The organism is Halopseudomonas sp. SMJS2, from assembly GCF_029866945.1.
In the GTDB taxonomy this organism is placed as follows: domain Bacteria; phylum Pseudomonadota; class Gammaproteobacteria; order Pseudomonadales; family Pseudomonadaceae; genus Halopseudomonas; species Halopseudomonas bauzanensis.
In genome coordinates this window covers 45,634-59,230 of the sequence record NZ_CP123446.1, presented here as the reverse complement: position 1 = coordinate 59,230, position 13,597 = coordinate 45,634, and the positions used below count along the sequence as shown (strand labels likewise).

The 13,597-nt window shown below is 52.0% G+C and carries 14 protein-coding genes; 10 read left to right on the top strand and 4 right to left on the bottom strand.

Annotated features, from left to right (window positions below; genetic code table 11):
* The first annotated feature begins 8 nt into the window (after window positions 1–8).
* The 7 genes from QAO71_RS17250 to QAO71_RS17220 all read left to right on the top strand — a co-directional run bounded on the left by QAO71_RS17250 (window position 9) and on the right by QAO71_RS17220 (window position 6,646).
* Entirely contained in the window at window positions 9–884 is an 876-nt protein-coding gene (locus QAO71_RS17250) for a hypothetical protein (RefSeq protein ID WP_280165896.1), read from the top strand.
* An 8-nt stretch (window positions 885–892) separates the two neighbouring features.
* The gene (locus QAO71_RS17245) at window positions 893–2,338 is read left to right on the top strand and encodes a hypothetical protein (protein ID WP_280165895.1); all 1,446 of its coding nucleotides are present in this window, start codon (window positions 893–895) and stop codon (window positions 2,336–2,338) included.
* Window positions 2,339–2,350: 12 nt separating this feature from the next.
* Window positions 2,351–4,330 carry a hypothetical protein gene (locus QAO71_RS17240; protein ID WP_280165894.1) on the top strand — a complete coding sequence of 660 codons (1,980 nt, stop codon included), beginning with the start codon at window positions 2,351–2,353 and terminating at the stop codon, window positions 4,328–4,330.
* Between the two features lie 132 nt (window positions 4,331–4,462).
* Entirely contained in the window at window positions 4,463–5,359 is an 897-nt protein-coding gene (locus QAO71_RS17235; protein ID WP_280165893.1) for a hypothetical protein, read from the top strand.
* Window positions 5,352–5,921, top strand: a complete 570-nt coding sequence (locus tag QAO71_RS17230; protein ID WP_280165892.1) for a hypothetical protein — start codon at window positions 5,352–5,354, stop codon at window positions 5,919–5,921. The genes QAO71_RS17235 and QAO71_RS17230 overlap by 8 nt, the downstream gene beginning before the upstream one ends.
* Before the next feature lie 37 nt (window positions 5,922–5,958).
* Entirely contained in the window at window positions 5,959–6,402 is a 444-nt protein-coding gene (locus QAO71_RS17225; protein ID WP_280165891.1) for a hypothetical protein, read from the top strand.
* On the top strand, window positions 6,395–6,646 hold the full coding sequence (locus QAO71_RS17220; RefSeq protein ID WP_280165890.1) for a hypothetical protein: 252 nt from the start codon (window positions 6,395–6,397) through the stop codon (window positions 6,644–6,646). Before QAO71_RS17225 ends, QAO71_RS17220 begins: the two co-directional genes overlap by 8 nt.
* 26 nt (window positions 6,647–6,672) lie before the next feature.
* On the opposite strand, the gene QAO71_RS17215 is transcribed toward QAO71_RS17220, so the two are convergent.
* The 3 genes from QAO71_RS17215 to QAO71_RS17205 are packed head-to-tail and all read right to left on the bottom strand — an operon-like array spanning window position 6,673 to window position 9,415.
* Window positions 6,673–7,254 (bottom strand): hypothetical protein, encoded by a 582-nt coding sequence (locus QAO71_RS17215; protein WP_280165889.1) that lies wholly within the window; start codon window positions 7,252–7,254, stop codon window positions 6,673–6,675.
* Window positions 7,251–8,291: a ParM/StbA family protein gene (locus tag QAO71_RS17210; RefSeq protein WP_280165888.1), complete on the bottom strand. Its 1,041-nt coding sequence runs from the start codon at window positions 8,289–8,291 to the stop codon at window positions 7,251–7,253. Before QAO71_RS17210 ends, QAO71_RS17215 begins: the two co-directional genes overlap by 4 nt.
* Complete coding sequence (locus tag QAO71_RS17205) at window positions 8,273–9,415, bottom strand: hypothetical protein (protein WP_280165887.1); 1,143 nt, start codon at window positions 9,413–9,415, stop codon at window positions 8,273–8,275. The genes QAO71_RS17210 and QAO71_RS17205 overlap by 19 nt, the downstream gene beginning before the upstream one ends.
* An 833-nt stretch (window positions 9,416–10,248) precedes the next feature.
* Here QAO71_RS17205 and QAO71_RS17200 point away from each other — a divergent pair.
* Window positions 10,249–10,689, top strand: a complete 441-nt coding sequence (locus QAO71_RS17200) for a helix-turn-helix domain-containing protein (RefSeq protein WP_280165886.1) — start codon at window positions 10,249–10,251, stop codon at window positions 10,687–10,689.
* A gap of 5 nt (window positions 10,690–10,694) precedes the next feature.
* Here QAO71_RS17200 and QAO71_RS17195 read toward each other — a convergent pair whose 3' ends face one another.
* Window positions 10,695–11,030, bottom strand: a complete 336-nt coding sequence (locus QAO71_RS17195; protein ID WP_280165885.1) for a hypothetical protein — start codon at window positions 11,028–11,030, stop codon at window positions 10,695–10,697.
* A gap of 299 nt (window positions 11,031–11,329) precedes the next feature.
* Here QAO71_RS17195 and QAO71_RS17190 point away from each other — a divergent pair, with 299 nt between their 5' ends.
* Window positions 11,330–12,049: a hypothetical protein gene (locus QAO71_RS17190; RefSeq protein ID WP_280165884.1), complete on the top strand. Its 720-nt coding sequence runs from the start codon at window positions 11,330–11,332 to the stop codon at window positions 12,047–12,049.
* A complete protein-coding gene (locus QAO71_RS17185; RefSeq protein ID WP_280165883.1) occupies window positions 12,049–13,431 on the top strand; it encodes a hypothetical protein in 1,383 nt (460 codons plus the stop codon). Before QAO71_RS17190 ends, QAO71_RS17185 begins: the two co-directional genes overlap by 1 nt.
* Window positions 13,432–13,597 lie beyond the last annotated feature (166 nt).

Here is a 13,597-nt window from a genome sequence, read left to right as displayed (position 1 = left end):
AGCCCCCAATGAAGACCCGAACCAAAGTCATCACCGCATTTATAGCAGGCGCCACTGTAATGAACGTCCCTGCAGTTCTGTCAAACGCTCCCGGTGGTGAACAGTTATTCGCTAAAGCTCTGGCCACCGCGCTAGAAGCCGTAAACGAAGCTGAGCGTAAGCGTGAGCTAGACACCCTGAACAAGCTACCGAACATACTCGACTGCCAAAACATGCAGTGGATGCAAAACTGCACCGAGATCAATAACCAAGCCAAGCTGAATCCAACTGCCCCGCTCCGGATAACAAATCCTAAGGGCGTCGAGTTTAATTTTGCACCAGGAACACCGAGCGCAGTTATCAAGCTCCAGCTGGAGCAAACGCCGGAAGCAGCTGAAGAAATGGTGAGCTACATGGATACCTCTTGGGGCGAGTACAAAAAGTCCGCGGGCCTATACCAACAGGCAATGTGGCGCCGTGGCCCGCTCGAAAATATTCTCGGCCTGCAGCGGGCCAAGGAGCTTGAGGACCAAGCCAAACAGTTTGATTCCACCCAGCTATCGGTATCGGTTTTCGTGCATAGCCAGTGCGGCGCCTGTGATGTTCAGCTCACCGCTTACTCCCAGCTTCAAAAACGATATCCCAAGCTCGCTGTTCGAGTGTTCCAGGTTGATCAAGATCAGGCTGCTTTCAAGAGGAAAGTCACTGATCGTGGGCTAGCTGGTCGCGTAATGAGCTTGAATGAGGCTGCGCAGATTCATAGGACAGGCATCGCAGCGCTACCGGTAACGTGGATTGACAACAAGAGGCAATCGAAGCGTGCTGACCTTCAGGGTGCTCACACAATTGCGCAACTTGAGCAGCATTTGCAGGCTATGTCCCTCATCAACACTGCATCCAAATAAGGCAGACCATGACACGTTTTCAAACTCCAATTGCTCTGGCCATTACGCTTGCGGGTGGCATTTACGCGACACCTGCCCTTGCAGTAAACGGCCTTCCAGGTAACGCAGCTGCTGACAAGATAGAGGTAGCTGATCCATACGCGGACAACCAGGACGATTCTCCCTGGAATCGCATGATGCAGCCAGTGAACACAATGGCTGGAATAAGCCTCAACGGCCGCGCCTCGGGATTTGGGCTCGACGGAGGGCTTTCAAATGACCTCTTTACGCCGTTCAGGAACAACCAAAGCAATATGGTGAGCGGATATGGTTCCACTGAGGTCGGCTTCGGTTGTGACGGCCTAAACCTAGGTGGGGTAATGAATGGACAATTGCGGCAGTACGGAACCATGGTTGAGGAGCTGATTCAGCAGGCTCCAGCAATGGCCATCATGTTTCTCGCATATAGCCAACCAACCGTTAAGGCAGTAATCGATGAGCTTAACGGTGTTTCCATGTTCGGAATTGACATGTCGAACGCTACCTGCAGCGGCGTTCGTCAAATGGCTAATATGTCTTTGGCAGAGAAGCGGCAGTCAATGGCGGAAGCCCAATGTACTGCCGAGGCCGGGTTCAAAGATCCCAAATGCATGACTGGCGAAGGTATAACGGGGAACCTGACCAGGATCATGCAGGACACGAAGACCACTGTGAACGACAGAGCGGGCGCGCTCATGGGATCGGCAAACAATACAACAGGTGGATTGATCCGGTTCCGTGGTGGTATTGATGGATCTGTTGACACGTCCCAAGGCGGCTCCGGCGGCTCGGGCTCCGGCTCGGGTAGTGGAGGTAGCGCCGGTAGTGGTGGCGGTTCCGCGATCCAGTTCCGCGATCAAGACTGCGAGGATGTAAACCAAACAGGCATGCTTGGTCTAATTCTAGGTAGCTCAGAAATCAACTGCTCCGACATGAAGAACTACGCCGAATTGCTCCCAAATTATGAGTCAGACGGTGAGGTCCAGGGCGTAATCCCACGCCAGATGACCCTCCTCGATGTATCAAAGCGCCTGACAGAACAGTATTACACTTGGATCGGTGAGATCGTAAGCGCGCCCTACGCCTCATTTAACGAGACAGAAGGTTTTAAGGCACTCGTGAATAGAACGGGGATTGTCATCACCGATAACCAGCATAGGGCTTTGGTAACGTCGTCAAAAGAAACACCTAATGTATTCGTAGCGCAGCAGCGGCAGCTAGCCTCGGCCGCAGCACTCAAGGATCTTGCTGGTATTGTCGGACGACTTGATCTAGCAGTGATGACAGGCCTGCAGAACCAGGAATCAAGCGAACTAATTTCGCCTCGAATTGCTAATAACTATCTGCTCGCTGTGGATACGCTTGAATCTGAGCTCAACACGATACAAAAGCAGATGGAAATAGACGGAATATTTAAGCGGTCATTCGAAAGGTAAAGGACTCGTATTATGGAAAGTGTAGAGCTATTACCGCTTAAAATAATTTCTGGAAACCTCCTAGGCCTTATCCAGTTCTATTTCCTTTCATGGTCTACCTTCCATGCTTCGATGCGTGAAGCAGCTATCCCTGTAATATTCGGAGGCGGCTTAGTTTGGACTGCCCTAATGGCAGTAAAATTACCGGAGGATAAATTCAAGGGGGTAGTAGGCTCATTTATCATTCTGATTGTGACCGGGATACTTATTGCTCCGGCAAAGGACACCTCAGCCATGTTCCCCGGTAACGCACAGGGCCCAGCACCTGTTGCAAACGGTTCAGTATGGACTTTCAGATTGACTGGCAATATTTATGAGCTCTTCCGCTCATCAACGGATTCTGTATTTAATAACACCCTTATGGGTGAAGCTACAGGCAGCACAAGCAATCGAACGGCCAAGCACGCAATACTATATGACGAAGCCGCAGAAAACGTAGCCCGGTCTTTAAAGAATTCGCCCGGATTTGATCTTGTCACCTCCTACATGGGGCTCTGCAACAGGGCCATCGAGGATGTCTTTAACGACTCCGGGAAACTCTCCGCCGCGCACGGCGTTGGGCTTGCAGGTTCAAATTTAGTTGGAGTCAACTCAGCGGATAGGAGCATTCTCAGCGCTATCGGCAGGGGCACCTGGGACTCATTAGGGGCCTTTTATGGGCAGTTGCTTGATAAGGCATGGCGACCAGATCTTGCTTACAAAGCGGCGGCGTCCAGCGGAACAAATCAGGTGATTTCTGCAGCCGTCGTTGACAACATGGTTGAGGATGGACTTCAGCTTTTGGATAGTATTCCTGACCATAAAAACCCATTTGCAGGGGGAACGACCTACGGTTTTAAGATCCCCAGTAAAGGATATTTTGACAGCGCAAAATCAGGAATCAGCAGCAGTAGTGACTTTCTCGACCCGAGAACATTTGAAGGAGGGAAATATGTACACGGTGCTATCGCTAACGGTTCAGAGCTAGCGCCAGACCAAGCCTTTATGTTTTATCCAAAAACGTGCAGAGAGGCTTACGAGTTAAGCAATCACGTTTTCAGTGCACTACGGGACTCAACCAACGAAAGCAATTTGATAACCGATCCTGTATATATGGCTAAGAACAATCTAACTGCGTTAGCACGAGTTGGCGATATGGCTAACACAGCTAGCATACAATACATGCGGGATTTAGGGCTTGAGCCTTCAAACCTGCAGGTCAGCGCTTTAGAAAATATCAGTGACAACGTAATGGGAGGGCTCATTGCAATGTCCGCAAAGGTTGGTGAGTTCATGCTCAGGTATAAAATTCCTATGATGGTGTCTGTGTCAGCAATGCTTGCTGCTGCACTGCTCGTTACCTTTCCGCTTTTTGCCGTTATGTCCGTATTCCTTGGACCGCAGATACTGATAACCTTTTTCAAATTAGTGATTTTTGCGTTTCTTCTGATTTATCTTAATGACCTATTCGTATCGATGGCGGCGGAGGTGCTGTACTTCCAACAGGTTTCTAGCGCACAAGGTTTTAATACCGGTTTCACTGCCGGGATGACGGCCACTCAGGCAGCGTCGACTACTAAAGCAATTATATTTTCCGCACTGACTGTCGTTGAGGTGGCGGCGGCGCGACTGATACTTTGGGATGACGCAAAGGCGCTGTCCGGCTTCAAACCTGGATCGATAGGAACTGAGAGAGCGTCGTCAATGGCTAAAATGATAGGGGGTCTAGCTTTCACTGCCCTGACGTTCGGTAAAGGCGGCGCTGTGATTTCAAAGGCCGTTAGCGCCAATAGTGCACCTTCGGCATCGAAGTCGGTAACTATGCAAATGAATGCTGCACGTACTATGAGCGCATCCGCAGCATCTGCCGCGCGGGCTCCGGCGCCGGCCGGGCAGAACTCGTCATCACAGACGCTTTCCATGAAAGGCTCTCTGAATCCACCTCCACCGCCTCCCTCAAAACCAAAGCAATAGCAGTGTCTTGCTCTTTTTCTCCAGCTCCATTTTCGGAGCTGGAAACTAAAGCTTGAGCTTCGGAACTCGGACGTTAAAGTGTGCACATAGGGCGGCATTTAGCCACCAATTTGCGGACCTGCAAGGGATTTCATGATGAACGTAAAAAATATAATGCTTTCGGTAGCTTTTGTGCTGGTTGGTTGCGGTTCAGACGAGCCAGATGCCAAGGCTGCATTCTCAGAATACATGCCGACTATTGATGAACCGGTTCCATTTAGGCTTCCAGCTGGTTCAGACTCAATGCAGATCACTCAGGACCAGAGCGGGAATGTTGGAGTGTTCAGTCAATCTTCTTATCAGCACCCCAACAAATGGGTCATTTATATGGCATCGGCGCCCTGGGTAAAAGAAGGTAGCTCAGACTTTACCTCGCGCGCGGTCAATGACACGGTTACCGGTGAGAAGGTCATGAGCTTTTTACATGATCACAATTTTAAGGATCGTGTCGATTTCGTTTGGATGCAGTACGACGCGCTTCCTAAATCTAAGGATGAGGGTTGGGGCGGTATGAAGGCGGGAAGCAAACTGCCTGGTGTGCTCTGGGCACAGAACACTCACAGCATTTTCGATGCCTACGTTATCTCTCCAGCAGCTCGCTACCCAGGTCAGGCAGGGCTTTTGTACTCGGACTGGATTCGTCCTTTTATCACTTATCCAGATGGCGACAATGGCGCATTCTGGCGCTCCCTTGATGTAGATGCAGGAATCGACAAAGTTGATTCGGATTTCTGGGACCGGTGGGGGCGTCATTTTTTTATCGTTGACCCTGAGGGCATGGTTCGCGATGCGTATGTTTCGATGAATCGTGACACCTCCGAGCTTCAAGCCATGCGCTCGATTGCGCACCACTTGGGAGCTGATCTGGATGACGATGCATTTCCTGACTTTGTTCGTGGTAGTGCATACAAGGCCTATTACTCTCCGACACTGGAGGGCCAATTCTATGACACCATGAATCTGATCGATGAGGGGTTAAGGGGTGAATAAGCTGTACTTCGACACCGGCTCCGGTGTCCTGTGCGCGTTTGTTGTCGATGCAACGGGTTCGATTGTCTTGCGCTCTGAGGCGGGCGAACCTGACGCCTTGATCCCGTATGCAGTAAGCATGGTTTCTCCGGCCGAAGAGCTTGCCCATCCATTCCCTTGGACCGTCACCGAGGCACAACTTGTCGAGCTGATGCTCGCGTTGCCTGAGCAGGTAAAGAAGGGACAGAGCGTTGGCTCGGTCGTTGGCAAGGGAGAACTCGAGCGCTTTGGTTTCCCATTCGTACCAGGTGCGTCCGAGAAGGCTCATGACTCTGAGATTGAGGCTGGGTTGGAGCTGATGGATACGCTGCCTTCAGATAGCCCTGAGATCCAGCAGCTGAAGGATTTATTGGAAAGAGGCGGTTTGGTACAGATTCCTCGCATCGAGCGGTATATAGAAGACATCCACATCAAAACAAGCGATAGCGGTTCGTTCCAAGTTGTGTCTGATGGCTGGATGACGAGCATGAAGGTTTTCCGTAAGTCTGTGATTCAGGGCGATCAAGATAAACCGGCTCCCTGAGTGTCATACCCTCTTTTTTTGGAAATAATGATTATTAATGGCTGCTTCACCATCTTCGCTTTACGACACTGATACCTCGTATCTGGATGACCCTCATGCTTATGAAAGCTGCATGCTGGATCATTGGCCTCGTTCAAAAAATGTCTTTGTCGAGCGAACCGCGTCCAACATGAGGCCTGGCATGCATCTTGATAACCTGACGGTCATAAGCCTTAGCGAGCTGTGCGGCTCCATGTTGGTTTTCTATCCGGATACAGCCTTTACGTTCGCGCTGGATCTGAGTGCGTACGAGGCCAAGGGGGTGGTCGCTGCCCACTTGATTTGCGCTGAGCAGGGCTCTGAAGCACCTCTGACTGCTGACAACGCAGGTTTCTTACCATTTGCGCTTAGCTGGCTCGCCAGAGAGAGAGCCGCCATTACCGTCACTATCACTACCCAGGCTCTTTTCTGGGTTCATGTGAGGCGCGCGAAGAATGATTGAAATTGCAGAAAAGATCCTCGACATCTTCGATCAGGCCCCAGGTACTGTGGTGAATGTCGAGGTGGGCGCTGAGTCTTTAAGCGTGCACTCCAGCAAAACCACGGCGAAGGAACCTCCCTTCATAACTGGATATGGTGGCGCCACTGAGCTAGCACAGATACTGGATGCCTTTTCTAACTGGCAAGGCGCATTCGAGGTGAGCGGGATGCGAGCGGATGGGCGATACGAGTTCTGGATTAACTAAAAGCCGGCGCAACGCCGGCTTTCCTTTTATAAGCCTGATTCAAGTCCTATTAACGGATCTTCCTCCTCTATAGCTGCAGCTGCAGTTGGTACAGCCGCAGAGGTCTCCGGCCGAGGATTTGGCTGTTCCACGGGCAATATGTCAATCGGTACCGGTGGAGCTTGGATTGTCGTTGTTTCACTCCCCCCCGCAACCTCCATTTCAGTTCGCTTGACGCTGCTGTCCAGGCTTGCCGCGTCGAGAACCCTTACTGCGTCCTCAACAATTTCCGGCGCACCCGCCATGAGCTCTGCATGCCGATTCAGGAGATTCATCATTACGGTTGATCGAATTCCATGGGGCAGATCTTTATATCGGGAGAACATCCGTGGGTAGAGATCTTCACGGATGGTTATCTTCAACGGCGTGCCCTTTCCCACCTCATCCCTGCTCGATGAGTAATCTGACATCCTTATCGGATATTTCTCGAGGCATGCTTCCGCGATTTTGAGTATGAAATGATTCCTCAGCTTGCCAGAAAGTGAATTCGTCATCTCGATCAGCGCAGCGTGCCTGGACTCGAACAGGTGGCCGACAACGACGTGCTTTGCGACCCCTTGATCTTTCATTGAGATTGAACCCCCTTCGGCAAAATTTGGGTGCGGAAGAACCGGTAGTAACCCCGAACAATACTCTTCTCCGGTGAGCTGGCCATGAAGATGGGGCAATTCACATACTTCTTGAAGATGTCTCGCCCGAGCACCATCGCGCCCCCACCCGCTACGATCATCCCGCTAAGGAAGTCCGTGCTTCCCCAAACATGGCTAATGCAACGGGGTAGGAGATCGCCGGCGAACTCTTCTCTTGCCGGACGGCTTATTGCCTCGATATCGAGCCGGTCACCTCGCCATGGAATGAATCCGTCTCTCAGCCAGGTGTCCATCGTGAACTCAGTAGTCTGTTTATCGAGACTGAACCCTTTCGGTAGACGATCCTTTTTCGGCAAGGTCTCATTAAAGCGATCAGGATTACGAAGCTGCGTATACAATGCTTTGTGGATGTCAGAAACGCCTTTCGATTCGCCATAGCGGCTGTCGGACACTTTGCCGTCGTTGAATTGGCCGATGTCCGTAGTGCCTTGCCCAATGTCGATGATTCCGATTTTGCCTTTGGTGACATGGCCTAGAGGGAGAATTTGTCCGTTCTCATCAGCCAGCTCCTCATCGAACCAAGGGCCAGCCCATTGCGGGAGGATCTTGATAAATTCCGGTGTATAGCCTTCTTCGGTAGCCCATTTCTTAAGGTTGGCTTCAAATGCTTTTGCGCTCTTGGCAAAGAACTCCGTCGGAAGGCCTGTCACGATAAGCGGGTTCTTGATTTCGCTCAGCTTTAGAGCTCGCAAGAAGAGAACACGGATCTCGTTGCTCGAATAGAAGCTCGAATCGGTGCTGCGGGTCACCGCACCCTCCTCGCGACAGTCATCTCCGATCAGATACCTTTTACCATCCTGGGTCTTGAAAAAGGGCTTTCCAAAGCTTCCTCCAATTCCTGCAGAGCCGCTATATGGCGCAACTAGGGAGGCGAATGCACCCTGTTTCCCGTTGCCTGCCTTGAAGCTCGTGAACCCGTTACCCAGGTCGATCGCCACTATGTTCTTTTCTTGCATATCCTCACCCTCTGTTGATGTAGCTGTTGGAAGAAGTCGCGGTCCCGACTCCAGCCTTCCATACAGGCCACAATTTTCTTCTGTCTGTGTAATACGTCCCTGATTTGGGTACCTAAATGACAGTGCGAGATCAAATCGACCGTTATCCAGGGTGTGTAGCTCCTTTTCCTTCTATTAGCCCGAACCTCTTCCATCTCCTCGGGGGTCGGTGCCCGGCCGAGGCTCGCCTCAAGCGCTTTCTTGTCCTGCAACCTACTACGGTATTTCTTCACGGAAACAAGAGGATTCGATACCCGAACTCCAGTTGTTGGAATAATTTTCCTCACAATTCGAAACTGAATACCCCTTGGCCCCAACGGGTCCGTGTGGCCTAGAACCATTCGGCACAGGATTGAGTTGAACCGAACATTGTTTCGTTCGTGATTGAACAGGAACGCCTGTTCTAGGAGCTCCGCGTCAACGTCAAGGAATTGATCTATCCGGCCTTTCAATGCATCGCTTGCAGCAATTCCATAGAGCTCAATTGCCTTTGCCCAAGCCTTCAGCAACGAGGATTGCCCTGGTTCGCGGAAATCATCGAAGCTGGGGGCGAGTTCCGAAAGCACCGTCAAGGCATCGTTAACCGCATTAATTTGCTCGATCAGAGGCAGCACGGACGTAGTTACATCACGCCCCACCATCGGTGACAAAAGCTTTCGGGCCTCAGCACTTTCAACGCCGGTGAGCCCCTTAGTCACATCTGAACCTTCGCGACGAATTCTAATTGAGATGTAAAGCTGGCCATTACTGGAAGGCCGTTTTTTGCACTCGAATTTAAGCGTGGCACCCTTAGCACGATCATTTGTTTTCAGTTTCTTTTTTACTCTGATCGCTAACTCGACTATCTCTTCTGCAATCCTGCCAAGCTCTAGCAGCCAGGCGATCATTTCCTCAAAAGTCGCCTGTCTCGTCTCAACAGAAGCTTTGAATTTCTTAATGTAATCAGAGCTGTACTTTGTTGCGTCAACAGGCGCGGCTTGTTCAACCTTTTTTCCACCGGATTTGTCCGCTTTGTTACTTTGGGGCCGTCGCGCGCCCCCAGTGCCATTCGTGAATGGCTCTACCACCTTCGGAATACCTACCATCTGCCGCTCCCTTCCCGCCAATTACCCTTCATTACCTCACAACTACCCGTTCTGCCTTGCATGGGCCCCCCTTCCCTTCCCCTACATCCCTCTAATTATCCCTATATTCCTTGGATATGATTTTCGCGGCCTTAGGTAGCTTTTGTCTTGCTCTTGCCGACCCGTCCTTATTCATCTATTCAATTCAACACTTTATCGTCGTTACGTTCCATCCAATCGGGTGTAACAAACGGGACAAAAACGCTGATATTTGTGGGATATTTTGCTGGTTGGATGCCAATGAACATGCGGGGTTGAACACCTATTGTGCGGGACCCAGCGAAATCAGTTTGAGCGGCAGCCACGCCTTCGGCACAACTCCGATATGGACACGCCTTCCAGCCGTGTTTCACTGTTGAAGATGCTGGGTCTTCAACAGCTATTCCATTGCTCCTGCCGCTTGTTCCCGGGATGGCTCAGCTGTGCGACGCGCCCTACGGCGACTCTCAGATGGCTATCCAATATGGCTGAATGTGGAGACATTTCAGCCCTAAAGGTGCCTCTTTACGCGAATTATGCAGTCTTGCGATAGTTTCGGTTATTGACGCAAAGCTGGTGCCCAAAAGAGGTATTCATTGGCAGGTAATCCCACACAGGGCTGCCGGAATAGGTTCGGAATTACACGGGATTCGGTGGTTTGAGGAATGTTTCGGGGGCAATATGCCCAGGCAAAGATCAATCGGGGAGGGATTACTGGTTTTGCGCGTAAGGCGGTCAGAAATGGTCATTTTGAGCGACTGATCGTCCGTAAACCACCTTCTAATTTAATAATACTCTGTCCTCAGGTTTTTCCTATGAAGTCCTACAACATTACAGATGCTGCGGCCTTCTTGAACATCTCCCGGCAAACGCTGTACCGCTTGAGCGAAAAGGATCTGCCGCCAGATGAATTCTCGCCGGCAGGTAAAAAGTTATGGCATCACCAAACCCTGGTCAAGTTCAGGTACGCGGGCGCTAAGCGGGGGTTGGCCGCCCAGTTCACTGCTGATTCGTTTAGTGGGATCACATGCTCTGCTGAAGGCTCTGCCGCGCTCCAGGGGATTCAGGTGCAGGATTGTTTTATCGTAAGCTCAACGTTCGTTGGTGCGCTTGCAGAAGTGATGACTGCCTTGTCTGAGCTCAAGCCTTCTTGCGCAGTTCTACCCCAGCAGGCGCTTAAGGACGAAATGGGGATGTCCGTCATAAGCGCCTGCCTGGCATCGGGGATAGGCATCTACATCGAGCCAGGCCAGTAACCGGCTCAGTGAATCTCGTTACCCGGCTGGGCATGTGCCAGTGCGCCAACCATTGACCGCCCGGACTTTCTGAGCCGGGCGTTGAAGCCAGATCTCATTCCCTTGATGGTCTCTTCTCCCGCCCCAAGCCTTTCGTTGAGATGTGCAGCGATCATCTCAACCTCAAACTTCCCGTCCTTATCGACCAACAGGGCTTTGGCCCTATAACTTTTGTCTTTGTACCAGTAGGACATCAATACGCGATGTCCGCCGTTGCGTTCACATGCCCAGGCCTTGAGGCAGGCACCAAGCTCATTTTCATGAGCGCTCGCAGTTGCCAGCAGTGTTTTGTGATCAATCATTCCGTCCTCCATTTTCAGCCATGATAACGGCGCCCCCCTTTTCTCCAAGCCCCATTGCGACCCTCTCAACACATTTTTATCGCTTCCTGTCACCTTGATGCGCTGCGGAGCGCTTTTTTACATGCACTTGAATTGCGGTGCGATAAAAACTCCATAGAATATTTTTCAAGCCTGATCGCACCGCGACGGGAAACGCAGGGCAACGACCCTGGAAAAGCTAGAGGGGGGTGACAGCATTTGCTGTCTACCGGATCACTCCGGATGTTAGGGGATTCAGCCTTAGGGTTGTAGGAGGCGTTATGAGAAGTACGCGCAACGATTATCTGACATCGTTGAGCAGGGAGGAATTTACTTCCCTGGACCCGTGGTCTTTCATAAATGATCACGAGTCGCGCAAGCAATGGACTGCAGAGGTGCGCATGCGTCTGCGTGTCCCGATGCCTGATGATGAAATTCTGTCGATCCTCAGCCTGGGTCTGTACGAAGCTGTCAGCCGTTCAATTCTCAATCACCCTGACGCTGCCCCTGAGCGGCGCGGGTTGATTCTGTTCGGAGCGGCATTGCAGTTCATTCGTCGAAAGGGAATCTCCCTGGTTTTTGATGAGATCCCCGGCACTTGCGGAATCGTTGGCTCCGACCTTAAACCGATCGACCTCCCCCGCCGCTCTCACTCGCTGCAAGACGACTACAACACAGCGAGTAGCACCTACGAGGAGGCTCTTGAGGCCTCACCCGTATTCTTGTCTGAAGGCGTTCCCCTCGCCGACTTCGACATGCAGGTTTGCCACCGCTACATCGAAAGAATCCGGTGCAAGCTGACCACACGCGAGCACCAGATGTTGCGTTTGGTTGTTATCGACGAACACTCCCCGTCAGCAATTAGCGAAATCCTGGCCGTATCCCAGAAACAGGTCAGCCGTGTTAGGCGCAGCCTGAAGGGAAAGCTGGCAACTCTGGCAGCCGCCTCGGGTGTAGATATTTCTGGCATTGAGATCGCTCCCGGTGGAGTGCAAGAGTAATGGCGTCAGAAATCACAGAATTTCTTCGCGACGTCGTATATCCGCGAATAGACGCTGTTGACGCCGGTCTCCTGACGTTCCTTCGTCCCAAGGACCAGTCCACGTCAGGAAGCTATCAAATGGTTTGTCCGGTCTGTGGCGAGCCAGAGGCCTTCCACTTTCCCGGATCGGGATACATTCAATGCCCGCGTAAAAACAAGTGCGGACAGTCTACCAGCCTTTGGGATGCGCTTGTCCTGAACGGCTTCCGGGATGCTGATGTCGTTACGGAACTATGCCGGGTGGCTAACGTTGAGCCTCCCAAGAACAAGCGCGATATCTCTGCAGCAACGAATTCCGCATCCCAGACGTCGGCACCTGTGTCTGCCGGCAAAGCAATTTTTCAGGTCACGCAGTACCTGGCAGGCAAACACCCGGCTCTGGTTGCTGAGCTTGCACAAGAGCGCGGATTATCTGCCAATCAACTCAAGTTAATGAAGCTCGGCCTTTACACTACCCCTGAAGAGGTGCTTACCCTCCTCGAGCAAAAGGGTATCTCCAAAGAGGTCGCCGCTCTGAAGGGCTACGTGGAGATTGATCCCGCCGACACAACCCGGCTACTCAGCGGCATGACTGGACGGGTTGTAGGTTACTGGCCACACCCTGACGGTGACTTTCGTCTATGGGGCAGGCTACCAAAAGGTGCTGGCGACAAACGGTCCCCCAAGTACCGTTTTGCGCCGTCACTGAAGAAGAACATTCCTTACCTCTTCAACTCCCGCAAGCCTTCGATACTGGTGGGCGTTGAAGGAGTGTTTGACGCCTGGGCGCTGCAACTGCTCGACATATGGGGTTGCGCTGTTGGACAGGCGTCCGTTAACGCTGCTCAGGCCCAGTTCTTCGCTGAGAAGGGAGTGACTGAGTACGCGCAAATGCTTGATGGTGACGAGGCCGGGTTTGATAGCGGGGTTACAACTATCCGCAATTGCGAGGCAGCCGGGATTGTCACAAGCATCATTCCGTTGGGCGCCGGCATGGACGATGCTGATGCGCTACGCCGGTCCGGCAAACCTGAAACGCTTCACCATCTCGTCGCTGGTCGGATCAACGCCGGTGAGTATCTTGCGCGAATGTGCACTGCTTACCTGAATCAGCGGCCCGCAAACATCAAAGCATTCAACCGCGTCATCAGCACCAGCCGCTGCCTTACTCCCGCTTCAAGGGCTGTCTGGAACCGATACGCCTCGGCGTTTGGCTACGAGATCAGTGTTGAGCAAGAAGCCGCCAGCACATTCGCATCTCTCATCAACGTCGGATTCGACCCAAAGGAGGCCGTTGACGCAGTGGCCAGAAAGACCGGCATGCGAATCACATTCCAGAAAGAGGACATCAACAATGACTGAAGGCTCAAAGCCCTCCGGCGCACTACGCCAGATTATCTGGTGGGTTATTGCAATAACTCTCTGCCTTTACATCGCAAAGGTATTCCTGCGCGCGCCCGAATACAGACACTACGAGGTCTGTTACCTCCCACACAAAGTAGCTCATCTGTTCTGGGTTGATGCGTGG

Bases quoted from the DNA above. Each gene is read 5' to 3' on its own strand.
- QAO71_RS17250 (WP_280165896.1), top strand. From the start codon at position 9: ATGAAGACCCGAACCAAAGTCATCACCGCATTTATAGCAGGCGCCACT.
- QAO71_RS17245 (WP_280165895.1), top strand. From the start codon at position 893: ATGACACGTTTTCAAACTCCAATTGCTCTGGCCATTACGCTTGCGGGT.
- QAO71_RS17240 (WP_280165894.1), top strand. From the start codon at position 2,351: ATGGAAAGTGTAGAGCTATTACCGCTTAAAATAATTTCTGGAAACCTC.
- QAO71_RS17235 (WP_280165893.1), top strand. From the start codon at position 4,463: ATGATGAACGTAAAAAATATAATGCTTTCGGTAGCTTTTGTGCTGGTT.
- QAO71_RS17225 (WP_280165891.1), top strand. From the start codon at position 5,959: ATGGCTGCTTCACCATCTTCGCTTTACGACACTGATACCTCGTATCTG.
- QAO71_RS17220 (WP_280165890.1), top strand. From the start codon at position 6,395: ATGATTGAAATTGCAGAAAAGATCCTCGACATCTTCGATCAGGCCCCA.
- QAO71_RS17215 (WP_280165889.1), bottom strand. From the start codon at position 7,254: ATGAAAGATCAAGGGGTCGCAAAGCACGTCGTTGTCGGCCACCTGTTC.
- QAO71_RS17210 (WP_280165888.1), bottom strand. From the start codon at position 8,291: ATGCAAGAAAAGAACATAGTGGCGATCGACCTGGGTAACGGGTTCACG.
- QAO71_RS17205 (WP_280165887.1), bottom strand. From the start codon at position 9,415: ATGGTAGGTATTCCGAAGGTGGTAGAGCCATTCACGAATGGCACTGGG.
- QAO71_RS17200 (WP_280165886.1), top strand. From the start codon at position 10,249: ATGAAGTCCTACAACATTACAGATGCTGCGGCCTTCTTGAACATCTCC.
- QAO71_RS17195 (WP_280165885.1), bottom strand. From the start codon at position 11,030: ATGATTGATCACAAAACACTGCTGGCAACTGCGAGCGCTCATGAAAAT.
- QAO71_RS17190 (WP_280165884.1), top strand. From the start codon at position 11,330: ATGAGAAGTACGCGCAACGATTATCTGACATCGTTGAGCAGGGAGGAA.
- QAO71_RS17185 (WP_280165883.1), top strand. From the start codon at position 12,049: ATGGCGTCAGAAATCACAGAATTTCTTCGCGACGTCGTATATCCGCGA.